16 protein-coding genes and 1 pseudogene are annotated in these 22,389 nt (G+C 72.8%); 10 read left to right on the top strand and 7 right to left on the bottom strand.

The window, feature by feature from the left end; all coding sequences use genetic code 11:
* Positions 1-77: 77 nt before the first annotated feature.
* A pseudogene (locus OG392_RS33870) lies at positions 78-566 on the bottom strand (ABC transporter transmembrane domain-containing protein); the annotation flags it as partial.
* 197 nt (positions 567-763) lie between these two features.
* Between OG392_RS33870 and OG392_RS33865 the strand changes: the two are divergent.
* From OG392_RS33865 to OG392_RS33850, 4 genes are all read left to right on the top strand, one after another.
* On the top strand, positions 764-1,354 hold the full coding sequence (locus tag OG392_RS33865; protein WP_329285874.1) for a TetR/AcrR family transcriptional regulator: 591 nt from the start codon (positions 764-766) through the stop codon (positions 1,352-1,354).
* 206 nt (positions 1,355-1,560) lie between these two features.
* Entirely contained in the window at positions 1,561-2,613 is a 1,053-nt protein-coding gene (locus tag OG392_RS33860; protein WP_329285873.1) for an iron-siderophore ABC transporter substrate-binding protein, read from the top strand.
* A gap of 81 nt (positions 2,614-2,694) precedes the next feature.
* Entirely contained in the window at positions 2,695-3,663 is a 969-nt protein-coding gene (locus OG392_RS33855; protein WP_329287614.1) for a FecCD family ABC transporter permease, read from the top strand.
* On the top strand, positions 3,660-4,760 hold the full coding sequence (locus OG392_RS33850; RefSeq protein ID WP_329285871.1) for a FecCD family ABC transporter permease: 1,101 nt from the start codon (positions 3,660-3,662) through the stop codon (positions 4,758-4,760). The genes OG392_RS33855 and OG392_RS33850 overlap by 4 nt, the downstream gene beginning before the upstream one ends.
* 62 nt (positions 4,761-4,822) lie before the next feature.
* On the opposite strand, the gene OG392_RS33845 is transcribed toward OG392_RS33850, so the two are convergent.
* Positions 4,823-5,419, bottom strand: a complete 597-nt coding sequence (locus OG392_RS33845; protein WP_329285869.1) for a histidine phosphatase family protein — start codon at positions 5,417-5,419, stop codon at positions 4,823-4,825.
* Between the two features lie 335 nt (positions 5,420-5,754).
* On the opposite strand from OG392_RS33845, the gene OG392_RS33840 reads away from it, so the two are divergent.
* Both OG392_RS33840 and OG392_RS33835 read left to right on the top strand, forming a co-directional pair.
* Positions 5,755-5,982: a CbtB domain-containing protein gene (locus OG392_RS33840; protein WP_329285867.1), complete on the top strand. Its 228-nt coding sequence runs from the start codon at positions 5,755-5,757 to the stop codon at positions 5,980-5,982.
* A 14-nt stretch (positions 5,983-5,996) separates the two neighbouring features.
* Entirely contained in the window at positions 5,997-6,821 is an 825-nt protein-coding gene (locus tag OG392_RS33835) for a CbtA family protein (RefSeq protein ID WP_329285865.1), read from the top strand.
* A gap of 187 nt (positions 6,822-7,008) precedes the next feature.
* Here OG392_RS33835 and OG392_RS33830 read toward each other — a convergent pair whose 3' ends face one another.
* From OG392_RS33830 to OG392_RS33815, 4 genes are all read right to left on the bottom strand, one after another.
* Positions 7,009-8,094: a branched-chain amino acid aminotransferase gene (locus OG392_RS33830; RefSeq protein ID WP_329285863.1), complete on the bottom strand. Its 1,086-nt coding sequence runs from the start codon at positions 8,092-8,094 to the stop codon at positions 7,009-7,011.
* 305 nt (positions 8,095-8,399) lie between these two features.
* On the bottom strand, positions 8,400-13,229 hold the full coding sequence (locus tag OG392_RS33825; protein ID WP_329285861.1) for a hypothetical protein: 4,830 nt from the start codon (positions 13,227-13,229) through the stop codon (positions 8,400-8,402).
* Positions 13,230-13,278: 49 nt separating this feature from the next.
* Positions 13,279-13,866 carry a Fic family protein gene (locus OG392_RS33820; RefSeq protein WP_329285859.1) on the bottom strand — a complete coding sequence of 196 codons (588 nt, stop codon included), beginning with the start codon at positions 13,864-13,866 and terminating at the stop codon, positions 13,279-13,281.
* A 22-nt stretch (positions 13,867-13,888) separates the two neighbouring features.
* On the bottom strand, positions 13,889-14,605 hold the full coding sequence (locus OG392_RS33815; protein WP_329285857.1) for a hypothetical protein: 717 nt from the start codon (positions 14,603-14,605) through the stop codon (positions 13,889-13,891).
* Between the two features lie 295 nt (positions 14,606-14,900).
* Between OG392_RS33815 and OG392_RS33810 the strand changes: the two genes are divergently transcribed.
* Positions 14,901-15,926, top strand: coding sequence for a LacI family DNA-binding transcriptional regulator (locus OG392_RS33810; RefSeq protein WP_329285854.1), 1,026 nt, complete (start codon positions 14,901-14,903; stop codon positions 15,924-15,926).
* 112 nt (positions 15,927-16,038) lie between these two features.
* Here OG392_RS33810 and OG392_RS33805 read toward each other — a convergent pair whose 3' ends face one another.
* Positions 16,039-18,816: a glycosyl hydrolase gene (locus OG392_RS33805; protein ID WP_329285852.1), complete on the bottom strand. Its 2,778-nt coding sequence runs from the start codon at positions 18,814-18,816 to the stop codon at positions 16,039-16,041.
* Positions 18,817-19,133: 317 nt separating this feature from the next.
* On the opposite strand from OG392_RS33805, the gene OG392_RS33800 reads away from it, so the two are divergent.
* From OG392_RS33800 to OG392_RS33790, 3 genes are read left to right on the top strand one after another with little or no spacing between them, the layout of a single operon-like run.
* Positions 19,134-20,453, top strand: coding sequence for an ABC transporter substrate-binding protein (locus OG392_RS33800; RefSeq protein ID WP_329285850.1), 1,320 nt, complete (start codon positions 19,134-19,136; stop codon positions 20,451-20,453).
* A gap of 54 nt (positions 20,454-20,507) precedes the next feature.
* Entirely contained in the window at positions 20,508-21,473 is a 966-nt protein-coding gene (locus OG392_RS33795) for a carbohydrate ABC transporter permease (RefSeq protein ID WP_329285849.1), read from the top strand.
* Positions 21,470-22,381 (top strand): carbohydrate ABC transporter permease, encoded by a 912-nt coding sequence (locus tag OG392_RS33790; RefSeq protein ID WP_329285847.1) that lies wholly within the window; start codon positions 21,470-21,472, stop codon positions 22,379-22,381. The genes OG392_RS33795 and OG392_RS33790 overlap by 4 nt, the downstream gene beginning before the upstream one ends.
* Positions 22,382-22,389: the final 8 nt, after the last annotated feature.

The following is a 22,389-nucleotide window of genomic DNA, read 5'->3' as shown; positions in this document are numbered from 1 at the left end:
GAGGCGCGCGCGTCGGCCAGGATCCGCTCGGTCATGCGGTCCTCGGCGCGGTTGACCTTGACGGTACGGATGGCCCGCAGCGTACCTTCGAGGATGCCGCCCAGCCGTCCCACGTGCTCCTGTGACTGCTGCTGCGACTGTGCGATGCCGGGCATGAGGAGGCCGAAGACCACGCCGACCAGGGCGACGGCGGCCACCGTGGCGGCGAGCAGCACCGGGTCGAGGAGGCCCATGAGGACGAGGCTGCCCACCAGCATGACCGCCCCGTTGATCAGGCCGACGAAGGAGGAGGCGGCGGCCTCCCGGAGCAGCTCGGTGTCGGAGGTGACGCGGGTGACGAGTTCACCGGTGGGGCTCCGGGTGACGCCGGGCACGGTGGCCCGCAGGAAGCGCCGCACGATCGACTCGCGGGCGTCGAGGACCACCCGCTCCCCCAGCGCCCCGAGCAGGGTCCACTGCCGGTACGACACCGCGGCGCCGACGACGAGCAGGACGACGAGCGCCGCCACGGGTCCCGTGAGGGAGGAGGCGCTGCCCAGTGCGTCGAGCACGTGCTTGGTGACCATGGGCGTGGCGAGGCCCAGGGCGGAGGCGACCAGGGCGAGGCAGAGCCCCTGGATCAGGGTGCGCCGGTGCGGGCGGGCGAAGGACCACAGGACGCTCAGACGAGGCGCGAGGGAGGTCGGCATACCCACAATGGAACATCTCTGTTCCAATAAGGTCAAAGAGTTTCCGAAACGGTATGAGGGGTTACCGTGTGCGCATGGGGTCCGACGACACGCCCGCGCACGGCGCGGCCACCCGCGAGAGCGCCACCCGCGCCCGCACCCGGCGCGCGATCCTCGACGCCGCCGTCTCCGTGCTCACCGCCGACCACGGCGCCTCGCTCGGCGATGTCGCCGAGGCGGCCGGGGTGGGCCGGACCACCGTCCACCGCTACTTCCCCGAGCGCTCCGACCTGCTCGCAGCGATCGGCACGGACGTGCGGGACCGGGTCGCGGCGGCGGCCGACCGGGCACGGCTCGACGACGGGCCGGCGCCCGAGGCGATGGAGCGGCTCTGCCTGGAGTACTTCGAACTCGGCGACCGGCTGCTGCTGTTGTACGACGTGCCGCAGTTCGTGGCGTGGTCCGGCATCGAGGAGGAGTCCGCGACCGACCTGGCCCTGCTCGCCCTCGTCCGGCGCGGCCAGAAGGAGGGGGCGCTCGATCCCGAGGTCGACGCCGGCTGGCTCCAGGACGTCCTGTGGGCACTGCTCTACGCCGCCTGGATGCAGGCCCGCGACCAGGGCACTCCGAAGCACACGGCCCTCTCCCTGTGCCTGCGGACGCTGCGGAAGGCCGTCGCGCCGTAGGGAGTCGGGCCGGGGTGCCGCAGGACCTCCGGCCGGAGCGCCGTGCCGATCACACCGGGAGCGCACCCCCTGGCGCCGGAGGCCGGGCAGGAATAGGTTAGGCTCACCTAACAAGCACCGAGTTGGGCGCTGCCCCGCGGACCACCGTCCGCGGGGCCGTCAGTCGGGGCCTCGTACATCCCCCTGCCCGGAGACAAGGATCCACCATGCCTTCTGTGTTCACCCCCCTTCACCGTCGCGTCCTCGTGGCGGGCGCCGCCGCGGTCTCGCTCGGCCTGATGGTGACCGGGTGCGGCTCGGACGACAAAAAGGACGACGCGGCAGGGTCGGCGAGCAAGGCCCCGGCGGGCGCCTTCCCCGTGACCATCAAGAGCGCCCTCGGTTCGGCCGTCATCAAGGACAAGCCGAAGCGCGTGGTGACCCTCGGTCAGGGCTCGGCGGAGACCGCCATCGCCCTCGGCAACGTCCCGGTCGGCATCGAGGAGTACCCCTGGGGCAGCGACAAGAGCGGCTACCTCCCCTGGATCCACGACGCGGTGAAGAAGTCCGGCGCCACGCTGCCCAAGCAGTTCAAGGGCGGCGAGGAGCTCGACATCGAGGCCATCACCGAGCTCGAGCCCGACGTCATCCTCGCCCCGTGGTCCGGTCTGACGCAGAAGCAGTACGACATCCTCAAGGACATCGCGCCCACCGTCGCCTACCCCGAGAAGGCGTGGAGCACGAACTGGGACCAGCAGATCGAGATCATCGCCAAGGCGCTCGGTCAGCCGGAGAAGGCCAAGGACCTCGAGTCGAAGATCGAGAAGCAGCTCGCCGACGCGGCCGCCTCCCGCCCCGCGTACAAGAACGTCACGTTCTCGTACATCTACAACACCGGCCCCGGCACCCTCGGCATCTTCAAGCCCGAGGAGCAGCGCGTGGCGATGGTCTCCAAGCTCGGCCTCAAGGTCGACCCGATCGTGAACACCTTCCCGGAGACCGAGGGCACCGACTCCTCCCTCATCGGCCTGGAGAACGCCAACAAGCTGGCGAAGAGCGACATCGCCTTCACGTTCTACATGGACGAGAAGTCCCGCGAGGCCGTCGAGGCCCAGCCGCTGTACGCGGCCATCCCCGCCGTGAAGAAGGACGCGCTCGTCTACAGCCACGACACGCCCTTCGTCACCGCCTCCTCGATGATCAACCCGCTGACGGTGCCGTACAGCATCGAGCGCTACCTCCCGATGATCGACAAGGCCGTCGCCAAGGCCGGGAAGTAACCACGGGTCCCCAGCGTGACCACTCTCTCCCAGACCGCTCAAGGCCCCGCCGTCGCACGGCGGGGCCTTGGCCGGCATGTCATGGCCGCCGTCCTGTGCCTGGTGCTGCTCGCTCTGGCGCTGCTCGCCAGCGTGATGTTCGGCAGCAGGCCGACGTCCGCCGGTGACGTCCTGCGGGTCGTCACGGGCGGCGGCGACGAGTACACCCGTACCGTCATCGAGAGCCGCTACCCCCGCACCGTCCTCGGTGTGCTCGCGGGTCTCTGCCTCGCCGTCGCCGGCACCCTGATGCAGGGCATCACCCGCAACCCGCTCGCCGAACCGGGACTGCTCGGCATCAACGCGGGCGCCTCCGCGAGCATCGTCGCCGCGACCGCGTTCCTCGGCGCCTCCGGGCAGCGGGAGACGATCTGGTGGGCGCTCCTCGGCGCGCTCCTGACCGGTGTCGTCGTCCATGTCGTCGGCACCGCCGGCGGCGGCGGTGGACCGGTCCGGCTGGTGCTCGCCGGCGCGGTGCTCTCCGCCGTCCTCGCCGCCTTCATCCAGGCCGTCGCCCTGTCCAGGCCGCAGGTGTTCGACACGTACCGCTACTGGGTGGTGGGCGCGCTCGGCGGTCGCGGCTTCGACGCCTTCTGGGCGGTCCTGCCGTTCGCCGCGGTCGGCCTCCTGCTCGCCCTGCTGCTCGCCCCGGGGCTCAACGCCATGGCCATGGGCGACGACAAGGCCGCCTCCCTCGGCATCAGCCCCGCCCGCGTCAAGGGCGCCGGACTGCTCGCCGCGACGCTGCTCGCCGCCGCCGCGACGGCGGCCGTCGGCCCCATCGCCTTCGTCGGCCTCGCCGTCCCGCACGTCGTGCGGGCGCTGGTGGGCGCCGACTTCCGGGCGCAGATCCTCTTCACCGCCGTGGCGGGACCGACGCTGCTGCTGTTCGCCGATGTCATCGGCCGGGTCGTGCTGCGCCCGCAGGAACTCATGGTCGGGGTCGTCACCGCCTTCGTCGGTGCGCCCGCCCTGCTCTTCGCCGTTCGCCGTATGAGGGGAGCGGGATGAAGACCGCCGACCGGACCGACACTCCGGACACCACGGAGGTGACGAAGCCGCGTGCGGCCCGGCCCGCGGGCCGTGGCGTGCTGCGGATCGGCCCCTGGGTCGCCGTGCCGGTGCGCCGAACCACCGTGATCGCCGCCGTGGTGTCCCTGCTGCTGCTCTGTGCCGCGGCCGTGGCCACGCTGTCGATGGGCAGGCTCGGCATCGACCTGACCGATCTGCCGTCCGCCCTCGCGGGCGACGCCACGGGCAAGAACGCCTTCGTCCTGAACCGGCTGCGCGGCCCGCGGCTCGTGGTGGCCATCGCCACCGGCGCGGCCTTCGGCCTGTCCGGGGCCCTCTTCCAGTCCGTCACGCGCAATCCGCTGGGCAGTCCCGACGTCATCGGCCTCGGCGCCGGAGCGGGAGCGGGAGCGGCGGCCGCCGCCCTGTTCCTGCCCGACGTGATGCCGGTGGCCGTCGGCGCCCTGCTCGGCGCGATCCTCGCGATGGCGGTCGTGTTCCTGGCCACCGGCACCGGGTTCCGCAGCCCGGGGCGGCTCGTGGTGGCCGGCATCGGTGTGGCCGCGATGGCGACCGCGCTGACCCAGTACGTGGTGTACGCCGTCGAGCGCGACAAGGCCAGCGCCCTGACCGCCTACATCAACGGCAGTCTCTCCGCCCGCTCCTGGGACGACGCGGCGACCATCTGGACGGTGCTGCTCGTCTCCCTGCCGTTCGCCGCGCTCCTCGCCCGGCCCCTGAGCATCGGCGAGATGGGCGACGACCTCTCCACCGGCCTCGGGGCCCGCCCGGGCCGGACGGCCACCTGGGCGGTCGTGCTGTCGATCGTCCTCTCCGCCGGAGCGGTGAGCGTGGCGGGACCGATCGCGTTCATCTCCCTGACCGCGCCGCAGATCGCCAAGCGGGTCACCCGCGGCGGCGGCCCGCACCTGGTCATGTCCACCCTGCTCGGGGCCCTGCTGCTGGTCCTGGCCGACCTGACCGCGCAGCAGTTGCCGCTCTTCGACAACCTGCCCGTCGGCCTCTACACGATGGCCGTCGGCGGCGCGTACCTGGGCTATCTGCTGCTGCGTGAGTGGAGGCGTCCCGCCGCCTGACCGTCAGGACCTTCGAGGGGCTTCAAGGAGCTTCAAGGAGCTTCAAGGAGCTTCAAGAGGTTTCACCGAGGGGTCTGTTCGGGCCTGAGCGGCTCGCCGACGCGGAGGTTCCAGCGCTCGGCGCGCCCGCTCAGGTGCACGGCGGTCAGGGGGCGTACGTCGAGCCGCCGGGCCGCCTCGTCCGGTGCCCCGAGGACGTGGACGAGGGCGGCGCGGATGACGTCCGGTTCGGCGACGACCGTGACGCGCCCCGATTCCTCCCGCAGTCCGTCGAGCCAGGCACCGACCCGGATCCGCAGCTCGCGCGCGGACTCCCCGCCGTGGGGGGCCGCCGTCGGGTCGGACAGCCAAACACCGAGCGCCGCCTCCTCGGCGGCGGCGACGGTCGCGAGGGTCTGCCCCCGCCAACGCCCCATGGCACAGCCGGCCAGCGCCGTCACCGCCGCCACGTCCACCACCGCCGAGAGACCGAGGGCCTCCGCCGTCTGCCGGCAGCGCGCCGAGGGCGAGCGGTACGCGCGCGAGGACGGGTCGACGGCGAAGGCGACCGACTCGGCCCGGGCGATTCCCTCGGGGTCGAGGGGGCTGTCGTCGTCGAAACCGACGTCGCGCGGCGATCCGCTCATGGCGGGGGAGATCAGCGTCAGCCGGACGGTCATCGGCGTCCTTCTCTGTCGGGTCCTGGGGCGGCGCCCAGGGTAGCGCCGGGCCGGCCCGCGGACCGCGCCGAGCCCGGATCGTCGTACCTGGGGGCGCGCGAACGTGATTCAGGCCTCACGCCCTTGGCGGCGCACCCCCTGCGCGGTACGGTCGGGCGACATTTGAACAGCGTGACGACGGCGAGACGGAAGTCCGGTGAGAATCCGGCACGGTCGCGCCACTGTGAGCCGGGCGCCGCGCCTCCGATCAGGAGGCGGTGCCACGGTGAGTCAGACCCGTGGACCGTCGTCCTGCACCACCGTCCGGGACGCGAGTTCCCGCAGGAGGTTCCATCATGGCCGAGGCTGTCGTCTCCCTTGCCGTATCCGCCCCTTCCGTGGCCGTTCCGGCCCCGTTGCCCGTCCGGGCCGTTCTGCCCTGGGCGTTCTTCGTCGGCCTTCTCGCGCTGATCGCGCTGTACTTCGTAGGTGCCGAGCAGGGCGCCACCTCCCTGATCGCGGGCTCCGACGTGCACGAGTGGGTGCACGACGGTCGTCATCTGCTCGGCTTCCCCTGCCACTGAGAGGCGATACGCACATGCACGCCTCCACTGTCAGATCCCTGCTGGTCCGTGGCATGCTCACGGGCCTGATCGCCGGGCTCCTCGCCTTCACCGTCGCCTACGTGGTGGGTGAGCCTCCCGTGAACGGCGCGATCGCCGTCGAGGAGGCCCAGGCCGCCCAGGAGGCACACCCCGCTCCCGACGCCCACACGGGCCACGGCGGCACCGCCTCCGCGGCCGCGGAGGAAGAGGAGGAGGCTGTCAGCCGCCCCGTCCAGTCGACCTTCGGCCTGGCGACCGGTGTCCTCGTGTACGGGGTGGCACTCGGCGGCATCGCCGCGCTCGCCTTCTCCTTCGCGCTGGGCCGCATCGGCCGGTTCAGCCCGCGGGCGACGGCGGCGCTCACCGCGGCGGCGGCGTTCACCACCGTCTATCTGGTGCCGTTCCTGAAGTATCCGGCGACCCCGCCGGCCGTCGGCAACCCTGACACCATCGGGAAGCGCACCACCCTGTTCTTCCTGATGATCCTGCTCAGTGTGCTGCTCGGGCTCGCCGCGGTGATCGCGGGGCGGCGCCTCGCACCGCGACTGGGCAACTGGAACGCGACCCTGGTCGCCGCGGCCGGTTTCCTCGTCGTGACCGGTGTCGCCTTCGCCCTCCTCCCGGCGAACGACGACGCGGTCAAGGCGGGCTTCCCCGCCGCGCTGCTCTGGGAGTTCAGGCTGGCCTCCCTGGCCGTCCAGGCGGTGCTGTGGGCGGCGTTCGGCGTGGTCTTCGGCGTCCTGGCCCAGAAGGTCCTCGCCGACCGGACGTCCACCGCCGACGCTCCGGCCCCGGTCGGGGCACCGATCCCGGGCTGACCGGCCGAACGGCCCCACGCGGACCGCTCACCGACCGCCCCGTACGCCCGGCGTACGGGGCGGTTCCGTGTTTCCGCGGCGCTCCGCGCGGCGACGCGCACGTGACGGTTCGAAGGCGTGACGGGGTGACGGCGTGACTGGATGACGGGGTGCCGGGGCGCCGTCGGTGACGCTGCGGTCGGCTCCGTCAGACGAGGCGCCGCATCCACCCGTGGGGGTCTTCCGCCCGGCCGAACTGGATGTCCACCAGTCGACGGCGCAGGCGCAGCGTCACCGAGTCCTCGGCGCCCGTGTCCGGCGCGACGACCTCGCCGTCGGACCAGACGAGACGCCCTACCGGGGTCACCGCCGCACCGGTGCCGCAGGCGAAGACCTCGCGGATCGCGCCGGTCCGCGCGCCCTCCTGCCATTCGGTGATCTCGACGGCCCGTTCCTCGATGTCGAGGCCCATCTCCTTGGCGAGGGCGAGGATCGACGCGCGGGTCACGCCTTCGAGGATGGTGCCGAGCCCCGGCGTGACGAGGCGGCCGTCGTCGGTGACGAAGAACAGGTTCATGCCGCCGAGCTCCTCGACGTACCGGCCCTCGGTGCCGTCGAGGAAGCAGACCTGGTCGCAGCCGTGCTCACCGGCCTCCAGCATCGGCGCGAGGCTCGCCGCGTAGTTGCCGCCGCACTTGGCGGCCCCGGTGCCGCCGCGTCCGGCGCGGGTGTACTCGGTGGAGAGCCAGATCGAGACCGGCTTGACGCCGCCGGAGAAGTACGGGCCGACGGGCGAGGCGATCACCATGTACGTGACCTCCGCGGCGGGACGCACACCGAAGAAGGCCTCCGAGGCGAACATGAACGGGCGCAGGTAGAGGCTCTGTTCCTCGCCGGTCGGCACCCACGCCTCGTCGGCGCGGACGAGCGCCGTGACGGATTCGAGGAAGGCCGGCAGCGGGAGTTCGGGCAGGGCCAGGCGCCGCGCGGAACGGGCGAACCGCTCGCCGTTGGCCTCCGGGCGGAACGTCCAGACCGATCCGTCCGCGTGCCGGTAGGCCTTCATCCCCTCGAAGATCTCCTGCGCGTAGTGCAGGACCGCGGCCCCCGGGTGCATGGGGATCGGCGCGAACGGAACCACCACCGCGTCGTTCCACCCGCGGTCCGAGGTCCACACCGCGCGGGCCATGTGGTCGGTGAAGTACTGCCCGAACCCGGGGTCGGTGAGGATCTCGGCGCGTCGCTCGGCACTCGTGGGAGTGGGGTTGGGCTGAAGCGTGAACCGCAGACTCATCGCGGGGACCCTCTCGGTGGGCGCTCGGTAGTGGCGCGTACGTACTCCATGATGGAGGACGGCTCGACACGGTGACGGCCGATTTCCTTACGGTGCGCGACAGTTGAGGCCTCGACGGGCCGACTCCTGAGGCACTGCGGCGCGGGCCCCGGCACCGGCCACCGCCGGCGCGCGGCCACGCCGTGCGCCCATCCGCCCGTGCGCCCGTCCGCCTGTCCGGCCGTCCACGCCGAACCCGCGACCGCGCCGGGATCGAGGGCTCCCCTCGATCCCGGCGACGGCCGGGCCGGGACCCGGCGTCCGTGTCAGGCTCGCTGCTCCCGCTCCCACGCCTCCGCGAACATCTCGTGCGGCGGGGCCGTCGGCAGCAGCCGTACGAACGGGGAGCGGATCCGGTCGCTCCACAGCGTGCGCACCCGGTGGCTCGCCAGCTTCACCTCCTCCAGCGGGAGGTGCGGGGCCTTCAACTCGGTCCACTCGCCGGGCAGGAACAGGGTCCGGCCCGCCCGTGACCGCTTCGCCTCCAAGACCGCGCCGGTGGCGAGGACGTCCGCCCGGACCTCCGCGAACCGCTTGGTCGTCCAGCCGTTCCACCTGCGCACGTTGCGGTCGGTGGGGGCGGCCAGCGTCGCGAGCTGGAGGTACAGGGCGGCGGCGTCCCTGCCGGTGCCGAGTGCGCCGGCCACGCGCGCGACCAGTTCCGGGCAGGACTGCCGGGGATCCACCTCGTACGCGCCGTCCGGTACGGCTCCGGAGGCGGCGCGCCGCCACATCCGGTCGAGTCCGCCGCCGACGAGCAGCGGTGCCACCCGGTCCAGTTCCTCCGCGAGGTCGGTGGTCTCGCGGACCCGGCGCCACACCTCGGGGTCGGCGACCTCGGCGGGCCGCAGGAAGGCGTTGCCGCCGGGGGCGCACACCACCAGGGGGCCGGAGTCGTACGCCGTCATGGACGGCATCTCGCCCTCCTCCTTCCGGCGGTCCAGGGAGACCGGCAGCGTCGCGGGCCCGAACCGCTCGGCGATTCGCGCCGAGGTGTCCCGGACGCGCCCGCCGGGCAGCTCGACGAGCAGCTCCGGACGGGACAGCTCGGCCCGGAGCCGTTCGTGCAGGGCCGTCGCTCCGGCCACCGCCGGGTCGCCGGCGGGCCGGTCGGTCCACGCCCACACCAGTGCGCTCGCGATCTGCTCGACCGCGAGGCCGACGGGGGTGCCGTAGGGCGGCTCGGGGCCCTCCGGCGGCAGGGCCCTCACCTCCACGCCCAGGCCGTACCGGGGTGCCGCGAGGTCCCAGCCCGCCGCGGGAACGGTCGTGTCATCGGCGGCCTCGTAGCCGCCCGCGAGGCGTCGAGCCCACACCTCGGGGAGGCCGAGGTCGGCCTCCAAGGTGTCGGCCGCCTCGTCGTGCACCGGGGGCAGTCCCCCGATCCGCTCCCGCCACACGTCCGCCATCCGCTCCACGGCCGCGTCGACGCCGCCGGGCCGCCACAGCTCGGCCGGGTCCCCGGGCAGCGCGGCCGCGAGAACGGCCCTCCGGCCGGCGCCGCCGAGGCGGGCACGGAGCCGCTCATAGGCCTCGGCCGTCATCGGACTGGCCTTGTACGGCGCCTTGCGGGCCAGGGCGCGGTCCTCGTCCCGGTCGAAGCGCCCGACGAGACCGGCGACCACGAGCCGGGCCACGGGCCGCCGTACGCCCGTCAGTTCGGCGAACCGGGCCGCGGCCGACTCCGGGACGGGCAGGGGTCCGTGTGCGTCGATCGCCGCGAGGAGGGCTCGCAGCCGGCCCGCGTCGTCCCGTTCCACCCGGACGAGCCGCGCGTCGGCGACCGCCGCCGGCACGGGGTCGCCGTCCGTCCCGTCGGTGGCGGGGGCGACGAACCAGCAGGCCTTCCCGGCGTCCCAGCGCGCTGCGGACACCACGGGGGTCCCGCCGGCCCTCAGTCCGTCCAGGGGTGCGACCCCGGACGTGCGGCCGACCCACCACCGACCGCCCTCGCGGGCGAACGGCTGGTCGGCCCAGGTCTCCAGGAGGGCGCGCAGGGCGGCCCGCTCCGGGTCCGGGGTGGGCGCGACCGCCGCGCGCCAGGCGACGGCGTCGATAGCGCCGAGCAGCTGCGACCAGTCGTGCGGCAGGGCGGGCGGGGAGAGCCGCCGGACCTCCTCCACGATCGTCCCGGCCAGGCAGGCGCCGTCGGCGGCGAGCGCGCTCAGGGTCGCGGGCTGACCGACGTCCCCGCTCCGCTGCCGGCTGTCGTCCTTCCCGTCCGCGACGAGGCCGCACAGCGCCGGCATCAGCTCGGTGTCCGGCACGGCGCGGCCCGGCAGGACGGGCGGTGCCTCGGCGAGCAGGGTGACGCGGCGGTGCAGGGCGTGCCGGCGCTCCTCCACGCGGGCGGCCCGCTCGCCCACCGCGACGACGGCCTCGACCAGGACCGGGTCGGTGACCTCGGGCAACTCCCGTGCCACGGCGGCGCGCAGTGCGTCGGGGCCGTCGAGGGCGGCGGTCAGGAGGGTGTCGGCCGTCGCCTGTTCCACGGTCCGCAGAGCCTTGGAACCGGCCGTGTCCCGGGTCCGGAGCAGATACCAGAAGGCGGGCGGCAGAGCCACGCCGTGGGAGGCGGTGACACGGCGGGGCGGCTTCACGCGCGGGTGGGCGGGCGAGTGGTGGCCGTCCAGTTCCCACAGCAGGACGCCGTCCGCGGCGTACGCGCGCACGCCCGTGCGGGTCTGTGCCTCGGCGAGGACGACGTCCTCCAGGGCGCCCTCGGGTGCCGCCCAGAGTCCCCAGGGCTCCTGTCCGGGCCGGTCGATGTCGAAGCGGGCCTTGCGGCCGTCGATGCTCTCCAGGAGGTAGTGGTCGGGCGCGTTGTCCCGGTAGCGGGTGCGGAACAGCACCCGCGTGCCGACGAGTCCGTCGCGGCTGCCCAGCGGGGAGTCGGTCATGCCGGCGGGCAGCGGGGCGAGTTGCAGCGCCTCGCGGTCGAGGGTCTTGTCCGCCTCGGTCGGCTCCAGGGCCGGATCGGTGCTCGCGGGGCGGCCGGGGAAGTGGGGCAGCGGGGTCGGGCCCTGACGCTCGCCGGTGACCGGGTCGACGACCTCCCAGTCCCGTCGGCCGTAGACGGCGTTGGTCCAGATCCGGGTGCCGTCGCCGAGCTGCAGCTCCTCCCGGTCGATGCCCTCCGTGCCGCCGGGCCGGGTCACCCGCAGGCCGCCGTGCCGCCCGCCTCCGTCGGCGGTCTCGAACTGGAAGCCGTACGCCCCGTCCAGGCTGCCGCCGAACGGCACCATGCCGCCCATGTCCTCCGGGGTGAACGGCTCCTCGGGCCGGTCCGCCCAGACGGCGGTGTCGCAGTAGTACGGGCGCGGCTTGAGGCTCCAGCTGACGAGGAACGAACCGCCGACGTAGTGGACGGCGAACAGGGTCGCGTCCTCCGGCACCGTGAACCGGCAGGAGCCCCTTACCCCGTCCGGGGCGACGGCGACGGCGCGGTCGCGTCCGAAGACGGTCAGCACGGGCCAGGTGCTGGTCACACCGGCCACGCCGGGCAGTCCGGCGGCACCGATCAGGTCGACGGCTGCGCAGGCGTCCGCCGCGGTGCCCGGACCGGCCGCATCTCCGGCGTCCGCCGCACCGGTGGTGTCCCCGGTGCCGACGGCGTCCGCCGCGAACTCCTCGTACACGGCCTCGAGGGCGGGCCAGGCCAGTTCCTCCGGCAGACCGGCCGCGAGCGAACGCCGCAGCGCGCCCCCGGCGGACGCGGCCGCGAGGGCGTCGCCGATCCCGCCGAGCACCGTCACCGTCGGCCGGTCGAGGAGGGTCTCCAGCTCGGCGACGGACTCCTCGGCGCCCGCCATGCCGCCGCCTCCGACGGCGTCGACGAGCTTGCCGACCCGGACGGCCACCTCGTGGGCGATGCCCTCGTTGCCGGGGAGCAGGGTCACCGCGGATCCCGGCTTGCGGGCGGGTGCGCCGTACCAGGTGGGCTTGAGGCGGGCGTGCACGGTGCCTTCGAGGCGGGGGCCGAACACGGGGTCGGCGGCGAGGGCGGTGAGGTCACGCCGGGACCGCTCGCCCCAGAAGCGCATCCGGGCCTCCGGGCCGGGGTCGACGACGGTGGCCCCGGCCGCCAGGCAGGCGTCCAGGACGTCGGCGTCGAAGCCCTGGTAGTGGTGGCGGGTGGTGTGCGCGGTCACGGCACCCTCGGCGGCCCTCAGCCGGGGCCCGAGCCTGACCACGAGGTCGAGGAACTCGGGCGGCAGCTGCTGGCGCCCGACGCCGCCGCCGGACACGCGCGTGTACTGGTACATGTGGACGAAGTGGCCGACCCAGTGGTGCAGTCCGCCCTCCGGCACGAGCCGTCCCGCTTCCATCGCCTCCGTGGCGCCGCATCCGATCAGCACCCGCAGCCACGGGCCGCCGTCGGTGGCGCCCTCGGGGAAGACCTCGACGAGTCCGGCGGCGACCTCGTCCGTCGGCCGGTGGGCCGTCAGGACCGGCTCGGCGCCGACGAGGAGGGCGTCCGGCACGGACTTCTTCCGAGCGACCGACAGCATCGTGCCGACCACGCGCGCGACCTCGTCGTCCCCGTGCCCGGCGGCCTTGGCGGAGGCCCGCACGCGGCGCACGAGGTCGGCCGGGAGATCGGCCTTCGATCCCGCCCAGGCGGTCAGGAACTCCCCGAGCGCGGCATGGGCCTCGACGGGATCGAGCGACTCGGCGAGGAACTTCTGATGGGCACCGAACTCCTTCGCGGGCATGGCCCCGCCCCGGGCGAACAACAGTCCGTTGGCCCGGCGGTAGGCAGGATCCACGGTCAGGCCGTGCTCGGCCTCGACGGCCCGCGCGGCCACGAAGGCACGGCCGCCGGGGCGGCTCCCGTATCCGATCAGCCGGTGCCCGACGGTGTCCCAGAACCACGGGAGGTGCGCGAGGGGCAACTGCCGTGCCCGCCGGGCCATCAGGTCGACGAACGCTCCGGGCTTGGTCCAGGACCGCGCGAGCTCGGACCCCATCTCCTCGACCAGCCGGGTGGCGGCCGCGAGCGCGTCCGGGTCGTGCGCGGCGACCCAGTCGGCGTACGTGGTCGAGACGTGTGACGTGCCGCTGGCGGGCAACAGGGTGTCGAGCGAGGCGATCATGTCCGGAATCGTCGCACGCACCACTGACACGGCCCGGAGCGGCGGGTGTTCACCGCGGAACGCCTCGGCGCCGGCGGTGGTGGAGCACGCCGATGAGGGTAGCGAGGTCGGCCGCGCCCGCCGGGTCGTCCGCGTAGCGGGTCGTCTGGAGGGGGCCGACCTCGGGGAGGACGATCTCCTCCCGGGCCAGTACATGGACCAGGGTCAGCAGCGCGGCGCGGGCGTTGCCGTCGGCGAAGGGGTGGAAGAACGCCACGTCGAGGTAGGCGCGGGCCGCGCGGGCCGCCGGCGGGAGGGCCGGGTCGGTCGCCTCGCGCAGGCAGGAGGCGAAGTCCGCGCGGGTTCGGGGCGTCAGGCCGTAGCGCTCACGGCCGGCCTTCGCGTAGGCGTCGCCCACGCGGAAGGGTGCCTCGGGCACGGCGAGGACCTCGCGCTGCCAGCCCGCCAGCAGAGCGAAGTCCAGCGGGGCGCGGCGTGCGGCGTCCGCTCGGGCCACGGCGTACGCGGCGAGCAGTCGCTCGGCGCGCGCCGGGTCGCGTCGGCGCACCGGTCCCTCGCACCAGGACCGGAACCCGTCGCGGTCGGGCGTGACGCGGTGAAGGGCCGGTGCGCTCCGCCAGTCGGCCTCACGGCGCACGCGCAGCCACACCGCCAGGCTGTCAGGAGCGGTCGTGGAGATGCTCCAGCTCCTCCCTCTCGCGGTGGTCCTGGTACGGGGTGTGCCCGGTGAGGCCGACGGCGAGGTCCTCGGCCACGGATTCGATCAGCGTGTGCTTCGGAACGACCCAGCTCTCGAACCGGCCGCCGATCGCACGCTCCACCGCTCGCCCGGCCTCGACCGGGTCCAGGCCGGTGCTGGTGAGGAACCAGCCGAGGACGAACGAGGTCTGGCCGCGCCAGGCGTTGTCCGCGCACGAGTCCATCGCGTAGGTCACGAGCCGGACGCAGGCCCGTTCCAGGTACCAGCTGCGGTCCTCGGGCGGGACGTCGGGCGGCGGCGCCAGTTCGGCGAAACGCCGGGCCGTGCGCTCCAGCCACGCCCGCCACTCCAGGAGCGCGGCGACGACGCGTGCCGCGGTCTCGTCCGGGGTCGTCACCGAGGTCGCCCCGCCGGCCCAGTGGCCGATGGGCCCGCCGTCGCGATAGCACCAGTTCCAGCCCCAGGCCCAGGTGCCGTATCGCTCCCGGACGAGCGCGCCTATCTGGCTTGCGCACCACTGTTCGCCCTGCCACCAGCCGTCCATGCCGGAGAGCACGGGCGGCACCCACTCCCGGACCATTGAGCGGAGGCGCGCCTCCTCGTCCTCGTCCCAGGCGAACGGCTGACGGGCGGGGTCGAACGTCCCCCAGTCCCGGATGGCCTCGAAGGTGACCATGGGCACGCGGTTGGCGGGGAAGGGCAGGGTGTCAAGGTTGTAGGTCAGCGCTGGTCACTCGTCCCGTTCGAAGTGGTCGACCCCTCAGTCTGGGCTCGGAGCCCGTGGGATCGCGACTGGTTTTCGGGCCGCGCCCCGCGGGGCGTCCGTGACCGGCGCCCTGCCCAGGGGAAAGTGGCGGCCGATCCTTCTGGGAGCGCTCTCAGAGGGTGGGGGCTACAGATATCCTGATCCGTACGGGAACGTACACCGCACGCGACCCCAGCCCCACCCACGCAGCCGAGGAGCGCACGCCTTGCCCGAGCAGACCACGGGGCCACGCCCCACGCTGGAAGCCGTCGCCGCTCGCGCCGGCGTGTCCCGCGCCACGGCCTCGCGGGTCGTCAACGGGGGCGCGGGCGTACGGCCTCCGCTGGTCGAGAAGGTCCGCCGGGCGGTCGACGAACTCGGTTACGTGCCCAATCACGCGGCCCGCACCCTGGTCACCCGGCGCAACGGCGCCGTGGCGGTGATCATCGCGGAGCCCGAGTTCAGGATCTTCTCGGACCCGTTCTTCGAGCAGCAGGTACGGGGCATCAGCCGGGAACTGACCGCGCACGACGCCCAGCTGGTGCTGCTGTGGGTGGAGGGTCCGGGGGACCACGACAGGATCGCCCGCTATCTCGGGGGCGGGCACGTCGACGGCGCCCTGGCGTTCTCGCTGCACAACGACGACGCCCTGCCCGCCGTCATCGACCGGACGCGGATCCCGGTGGTCTACGGCGGTCGGCCGGCTCCCGGTACGAGTCCGACCGTTCCGTTCGTCGACTGCGACAACCGCGGGGGCGCCCGCGAGGCGGTGCGGCATCTGGTGGATCTCGGCCGCCGGAACATCGCCCACATCTCCGGGCCCGACGACCAGACGTCGGCCATCGACCGGCTCCACGGCTATCGCGACGTCCTGATCGACGCCGACCCCGCCCTGCTGTCCCGGGGGGACTTCACCGAGGAGAGCGGCGCCCGCGCGATGGCGGAGCTGCTCGACCGGCGGCCCGACGTCGACGCCGTGTTCGTCGCCAACGACCTGATGGCGTCGGGTGCGTTGCTGACGCTGCGCGAGCGCGGTGTGCGGGTGCCGGAGGACGTGGCGGTCGTCGGTTTCGACGACATGGCCTCGGTGGTGCGCAGGACGTCCCCGTCCCTGACCACCGTGCGCCAGGACATCGAGGACATGGGCCGGCTGATGGTGAAGCTGCTGATGCGGCTGCTCGACGGGACCGGCTCCGTGAACCCGGCGTCCGTGATCACGCCGACGGCGCTCGTCCTCCGCGACTCGGCCTGAGGGCGCGCCTGCGGCGAGGTCCCCGGGGCACGGCCGGCCGGCGGACAGGGAGCGGCGGGCCGGGTGAGGAGGAACCCGGCCCGCCGCTCCGTTCCCCGAAGGGATCGGACGGTCAGTCGAAGGGGATGACCACCACCGACCGGTCCGTGCCCGTCTGGACGCGCGAGTCGCCGTTGCCGATCGCGCTCCAGACCTCCAGGCGCACCGTGCCGCCCGTCAGGTTGCCGAGCGTCCCGGTGGCGGACTTGAGGCCGCGGGACTGGCCGTACTCCTCCCAGCCGGTGACCGGGTCGGTGGCGAAGTAGTGGTACGTCTCCGTCCGCTCGAAGGTGCCGTCACCGGTGAGGTCGTAGCTGATCCGGGCCTGCTGGCCCAGCCCGACGGCGGTGCCCGCGTCGATCTGGAGGCGGAAGGCGGTGGAACCGCCGGCCTTCAGCGTGCCGTTGACCCCCCGGGCCTCGTAGACGACCGGCCGGCTGGGGGTGCCGTCGTGGTTGCCGCCCTGCGCGGAGAGGACGGTGTCGCTGCCCGCCGTGGCGCCGGTGGCCGTGGTGAGCGTGCCGCCCGTGCGGAGCTGGAAGGTGTTGCCGGTGGACGGCTCCGGGTCCGGGCCGGGGTCGGTGCCGCCCGTCCCCGTGCCGCTGGCGGTGGAACGTGCGGGTACGGAGAGCGACTTGCCGTCGGAGAAGGTGACGGTACGGGCGCTGGTGCCGTGGTTGTGGGCGACGTACGTCCGCGTGGTGCCCTTGGTGAAGACGGCGGAGGTGGGGATGGACCCGGTGACCGTCGCGTCGGGGGCGCCGAGCGTGTCGAGTGCGGTGAGCCAGTGGTAGGTGTGGGCCTTGGACTCGCCCGCCTCCGGCGTGTAACCGGCGTTGCCCGCGTCCCACTTGGCCTTCGCGGCGGCCGGATCTGCGAAGGACTGGAACTCCCAGAGGATGTCGCGCCATTCGACGGCGGGTCCGGGGTTCTCCCGTTCCATCTCGGCGATGTTGCGGCGGACGGCGTCCTTGTGACCGCCGAGGTGGAGTGAACCGCCGGTCACCGGGAGGACGTTGATGCCGTGGATCTCCTCGGGGTTGGCGGTCCACCAGGTGGCGTAGGCGGCTCCGCTGCCCCAGACCATGCCGGCGGTGTCGTGCTGGAAGGCGCCGGGGAAGACCTGCTGGTCGGCGTCGAACCAGTACTGGGCGATGGCCTCGCCCTCGGTGGTGAGCAAGTACGTGCCGAGGTCGCGGAGTTGGTTGTTGCCGGTGGCCGATCCCCAGAGGACGAGGGCGGCGCTGAGGTTGGTCGACTCGGAGGAGGACTCCTGGTTGTTGCCGGCGGCGAAGCCCTGGTGTCCGCTGGCCCAGCTGTGTCCGGCGTAGACGTCGAAGCCGCGGAGGAAGGGGAAGGCGCTGTCGGTGCGGCTGGGGTTGGCGGTGTCGCGGACCAGGGTCTTCACCATCGCGCCCCAGGCGGAGTCCGCGGCCCAGCCCGCGTCGTACTGGGCGACGATCGCGGCGGCGTACACGTAGTAGCCGTAGTGGAAGTGGTGGTCGTTGAGTTCGGTGTCGCTGCCGTACGAGGCCGGATAGCCGGTGAGGGTCTTCCAGGCGGTGTCGTACGAGAACTCGCTTGCGCCGCCTGCCGTGAACCAGTCCTGGAGGCGGCCCTTGATCTGGCCGAGGAGCTTGTCGCGGAGCGCGGTCTCGCCTATCTGGTCCGCGAGCGGCACCAGTTGGGCGAGCTTGCCGAGCGCCTTGCCGGTCCAGTACGTGTCGACCGCCCCGGAGAAGGGATCGGCGGAGTTCGCGACCTCGTTCAGGTAGCCGCGCAGGCGGGCGGTGTCGACGCCGCTGCCGCCGGGCAGGCCGGGCAGCGTGGCGGCCGCCTTCTGGCTGGTGGTGAAGGAGGCCGACTCCCGGACCTTCATGGTGCCTCGGGGCGAGACATAGGTGTAGGGGGTGAGCGGGTCGGTGGTGTTCAGCCACTGGTGGCGGTAGAGCGCCTGGAGGGTGCCGCGCTCGGTGCCCTCCTTCGCCTCGGTGGTGAGGGAGTAGGTGGCGCGGACGGTGCCCGCGTCGTAGCTCCAGTTCACGGTGGATCCGGTGACGAAGCTGTAGGCGTACTTGCGGTAGGTGGCGAGGGCGTCGGTGGAGGGCAGGACGGCGACGGAGAAGTAGTCCTTGCCGCCGAGCCCGGCGGTGACGCTGGAGCCGGAGACGGTCCAGTCGGTGCCGCTGGGGGCGAAGAGGGCGTAGTGGTGGCCCGCGACGGTGATGCCGAGGACGTTGCCCTGGTCGGCGAAGACGGTGGGCGCGCCGGCGGTGGTGATCCGGGCGTCGCCGCCGGTGCCCTTGGCGTACACGAAGGGCATGCCGTGGCCGATGGTGGTGCGCAGGGTGCGGGCGCCGTCGGACCAGTAGGGGGTGACGGTCCAGTCGGACCAGGCGTCGGCCTTGGTGTCGGGCGAGTTGAGCCCGGTGAGCCCGAGGGTGAGGTCGGCCTTGTGGGCGAACTCGTACTGGCGTCCGTCGCCGACGATGGCGGGGGTGGTGGGGTAGCCCAGCTCGAGGCCGCCGGCGACGGCCTGGTAGGTGAGCGGGTGGCCGTACATGGGGGTGGAGTACGGGTTGTCCCCGTAGCGCTGGAAGGCGAGGGAGGACCACCAGTCGTTGGTGGGGACGGGCTTGCCCTGGGCGGCGGCGGTGACCTTGGGGGTGACCGGTGCGCCGGTGTTGGTGGTGGGGCCGGAGGTTCCGGCGGGTCGGGTGTCGGAGTAGCTTCCGGCGCCCGTGGGGACGGTGGCCGCTGCCGCGGGGGCGGCGGCGGGGCCGAGTCCCAGGGCGGCGAGGGCGGAGACCAGGACCAGCGCGGCGGCCGGTCTCGTGCGGGGGGCTGGCATGTACGGCACCTCATGTCGTTCGCGACGAGTGGGGCACGGAGGGGATGCGCGGGGCGGGGATGCGCGGGAAGAGGGGACGGTCTCGTGGTGGACGCCGGGGGCGAACACTCCGAGAGAGCGCTCTCAAGACGCCGGAAACGTAAAACCGCCGAAACACGTGTGTCAAGAGATTGAACACAGGCCGGACTTGAGAGCTCCTCCCGTCCGTTACGCCTTCGAGCCTTGACGGATGGGCTCCATCACAGGCACGCTCCCCCCGCACGCTTGAGAGCGCTCTCAGTCGCTCTCGCTCGTTCCGGAGCCAAGGGAGGCTTCCCATGCCCATCGCCCGAGCCGCCATCACGACCACCGCCAGGAGAGCCGTCGTCCGCCTGGGGGCGGTCGCGCTCACCGGGGCCCTGCTCGCCGCCTGCGGAGGCGCGTCGGACGACACCTCCACCGATGGCGCGGGAGGCGAGGTCACGATCACCGTCGACCTGTTCGGCTCCTTCGGGTACAAGGAGGCCGGGCTCTACGCCGAGTACGAGAAGCTCCACCCCGGTGTCACCATCAAGCAGACGGACACCGAGGACGAGGCCGACTACTGGAAGTCCCTCCAGACCCGCCTCGCCGGCGGTGCCGGCCTGGCCGACGTGCAGGGCATAGAGGTGGGCCGGATCGCCTCCGTCACCCAGCAGCAGGCCGACCGGTTCGAGGACCTCAGGAAGTACGGCGCGGACTCCCTCAAGGACCAGTTCGCCCCGGCGAAGTGGGCCGCCGCCGGCGGCAAGGGCGGCGAGGTGCTCGGCCTCGGCACCGACGTCGGCCCCGAGGCGATGTGCTACCGCACCGACCTCTTCAAGCAGGCCGGACTCCCCACCGACCGCGCGGAGCTCGCCCAGAAGTGGTCCACCTGGGACGGCTACCTGGCCCTCGGCAAGCAGTACAAGGCGAAGGCGCCCGGGAAGAGCTCCTGGATCGACAGCACCGGCAGCCTCTACTCGATCATCATCGGGCAGGAGAAGGAGCGGTACTACGACGCCTCCGGGAAGCTGATCTGGGAGCAGAACCCCGCCCTGCGCAACGCCTGGGACCACGCCGTCAAGGCGGCCCAGGACGGGCTGACCGCCAAGCTCGACCAGTGGTCCCCGCAGTGGAACCAGGCCTTCGCCGGCGGCTCCTTCGCCACCATCCCGTGCCCCGCCTGGATGCTCGGCTACATCAAGGGCCAGGCCGGTGAGGCCGGCAAGGGCAAGTGGGACGTCGCCAAGCTTCCCGGTGGCGCCGGCAACTGGGGCGGCTCGTACCTCTCGGTCCCGAAGGCCGCCAAGCACAAGAAGGAGGCGTACGAGCTGGTGAAGTGGCTCACCGCCCCCGAGCAGCAGACGAAGCTCTTCCAGAAGCAGGGCAACTTCCCCTCCGCCACGGGTGCGATCGAGAAGGTCGCCGGCGCGAAGGACCCGTTCTTCTCCGACGCCCCCATCGGACAGATCTTCGGCGACGCGGCGAAGGCGGCCCCGGTCCAGGTGCTCGGCGTGCACGACCAGAACATCACGACCCAGATCACGAACGCGCTGAGCGAGGTCGAGCGCAAGGGGACCTCTCCGGAGCAGGCCTGGTCGAACGCGAAGAAGGGCGTCGAGAACACCATCGGCTGACCCTCGCCGACGTCCCCTCCCCACGTCTCCTCCACTCCTCCGAAGGGCCGCGCCGTGACCCTCACCGCACCCGAGACGCCGGCCCCGCCGAAGCCGGTCCCGCCGCCCGCGCGGCGGGGGTCCGCCCGGCGGGCCTGGCAGTCGTTCTCCCCGTACGCCTACCTCGCCCCGTTCTTCACCCTGTTCGTCGCCTTCGGGCTCTTCCCGCTGCTCTACACGGCCTTCGTCTCGCTCTACCGGGTGGAGCTCCAGACGCCCGGTGACATGGAGTGGCGTGGCCTCGGCAACTACACCGCGCTCTTCGGCGACTCGTACTTCTGGCTCTCGCTGCGGAACACGTTCACCATCGGTGTGCTCTCCACCGTGCCGCAGCTCGTCATGGCCCTCGGGCTCGCGCATCTGCTGAACTACAAGATGCGCGGCCGCACCTTCCTGCGGACCGCGGTCCTCCTTCCGTACGCGACGTCGGTGGCCGCCGCCACCCTCGTCTTCGCCCAGCTCTTCGGGCGTGACTTCGGCCTGATCAACTACGCGCTCGGTCTGGTCGGCATCGACCCCGTCGACTGGCAGAACGGCACGGTCGCCTCACAGATCGCCGTGTCGACCGTCGTCGTCTGGCGCTGGACCGGCTACAACGCGCTGATCTACCTGGCCGGCATGCAGTCGATCCCCCATGAGCTGTACGAGGCCGCCGCGATGGACGGGGCCTCGCGGTGGCGGCAGTTCTTCCACGTCACGCTGCCGGGGCTGCGGCCCACGATCCTGTTCACCGTCATCGTCTCGACGATCGGCGCGACGCAGCTGTTCGGCGAGCCGCTGCTGCTCGAAGGATCCGTCTCGGGCGGCATCTCGCACCAGTACCAGACGCTCGGCCTGTACATGTACGAGCAGGGCTGGGGCTTCTTCCACCTGGGCCGGGCCGCCGCCATCGCCTGGGTGATGTTCCTGCTCATCGTGGTGCTCGTCGGGGCCAACGCCCTGATCGCGCGCCGCCGTTCCCGCAAGGAGGCCGGCCGATGACCGCGCCCGGTCCCACCGTGACGCGAGACCCCGCCCGGACCGGCGGCACGCCCGGTCCCACGGTGTCACGAGGCCCCTCCCGGGCCGGCCGCACCCTGCACGCGGGCCCGCTCGCGTACGGGATCCTCGTCGTCGCCGTCCTGTTCTCCGCGTTCCCCTTCTACTGGACGATCGTCGCGGCGAGCCGCTCCAACGCCGACCTGGCGAAGGTGCCGCCGACGCTGCTGCCGGGCCCGAACCTGATCCGCAACTTCGAGGCGGTCCTCGAAGAGGCGGACATCGGAAAGGCCCTGCTCAACTCCCTCATCGTGTCCGGCTCGATCACCCTCGGCACCGTGCTGTGCTGCACGCTCGCCGGTTTCGCCTTCGCCAAGCTCCGCTTCCGGGGCCGCGGCGCGCTCCTGGCGATCACCGTCGGCACCATGATGATCCCGCCGCAGCTGGGAGTGATCCCGCTGTTCATGCTGATCGCCGAGCTGGGCTGGGTGAACCAGCTCCAGGCGGTGATCCTGCCGGGCCTGGTGTCCGCGTTCGGTGTGTTCTTCATGCGCCAGTACCTGATGCAGTCGCTGCCTGACGAGCTGATCGAGGCGGCGCGGGTGGACGGCGCGTCCACCGCCCGGATCTTCTGGTCGATCGTGGTGCCGATCGCCCGGCCCGGCATGGCGGTCCTGGGGCTGCTGACCTTCATGGCCGCCTGGAACGACTTCTTCTGGCCGGTCGTCGCCCTCACCTCCTCCGAGCCCACGGTCCAGGTCGCCCTGCGCCAGCTCGGCGGCGGATACGTCCACGACCAGTCCGTGATCATGGCGGGCACGCTGCTCGGCACCCTGCCGGTGCTCCTGGTCTTCGGCCTGCTGGGCCGGCAGATCGTCGGCGGCATCATGCAGGGCGCGGTCAAGGGCTGACCCCTCCG

The organism is Streptomyces sp. NBC_00691, assembly GCF_036226665.1.
Lineage (GTDB): Bacteria > Actinomycetota > Actinomycetes > Streptomycetales > Streptomycetaceae > Streptomyces.
The sequence above is the reverse complement of the archived record's forward strand: the minus strand, read 5'-3'. Positions and strand labels throughout refer to the sequence as shown.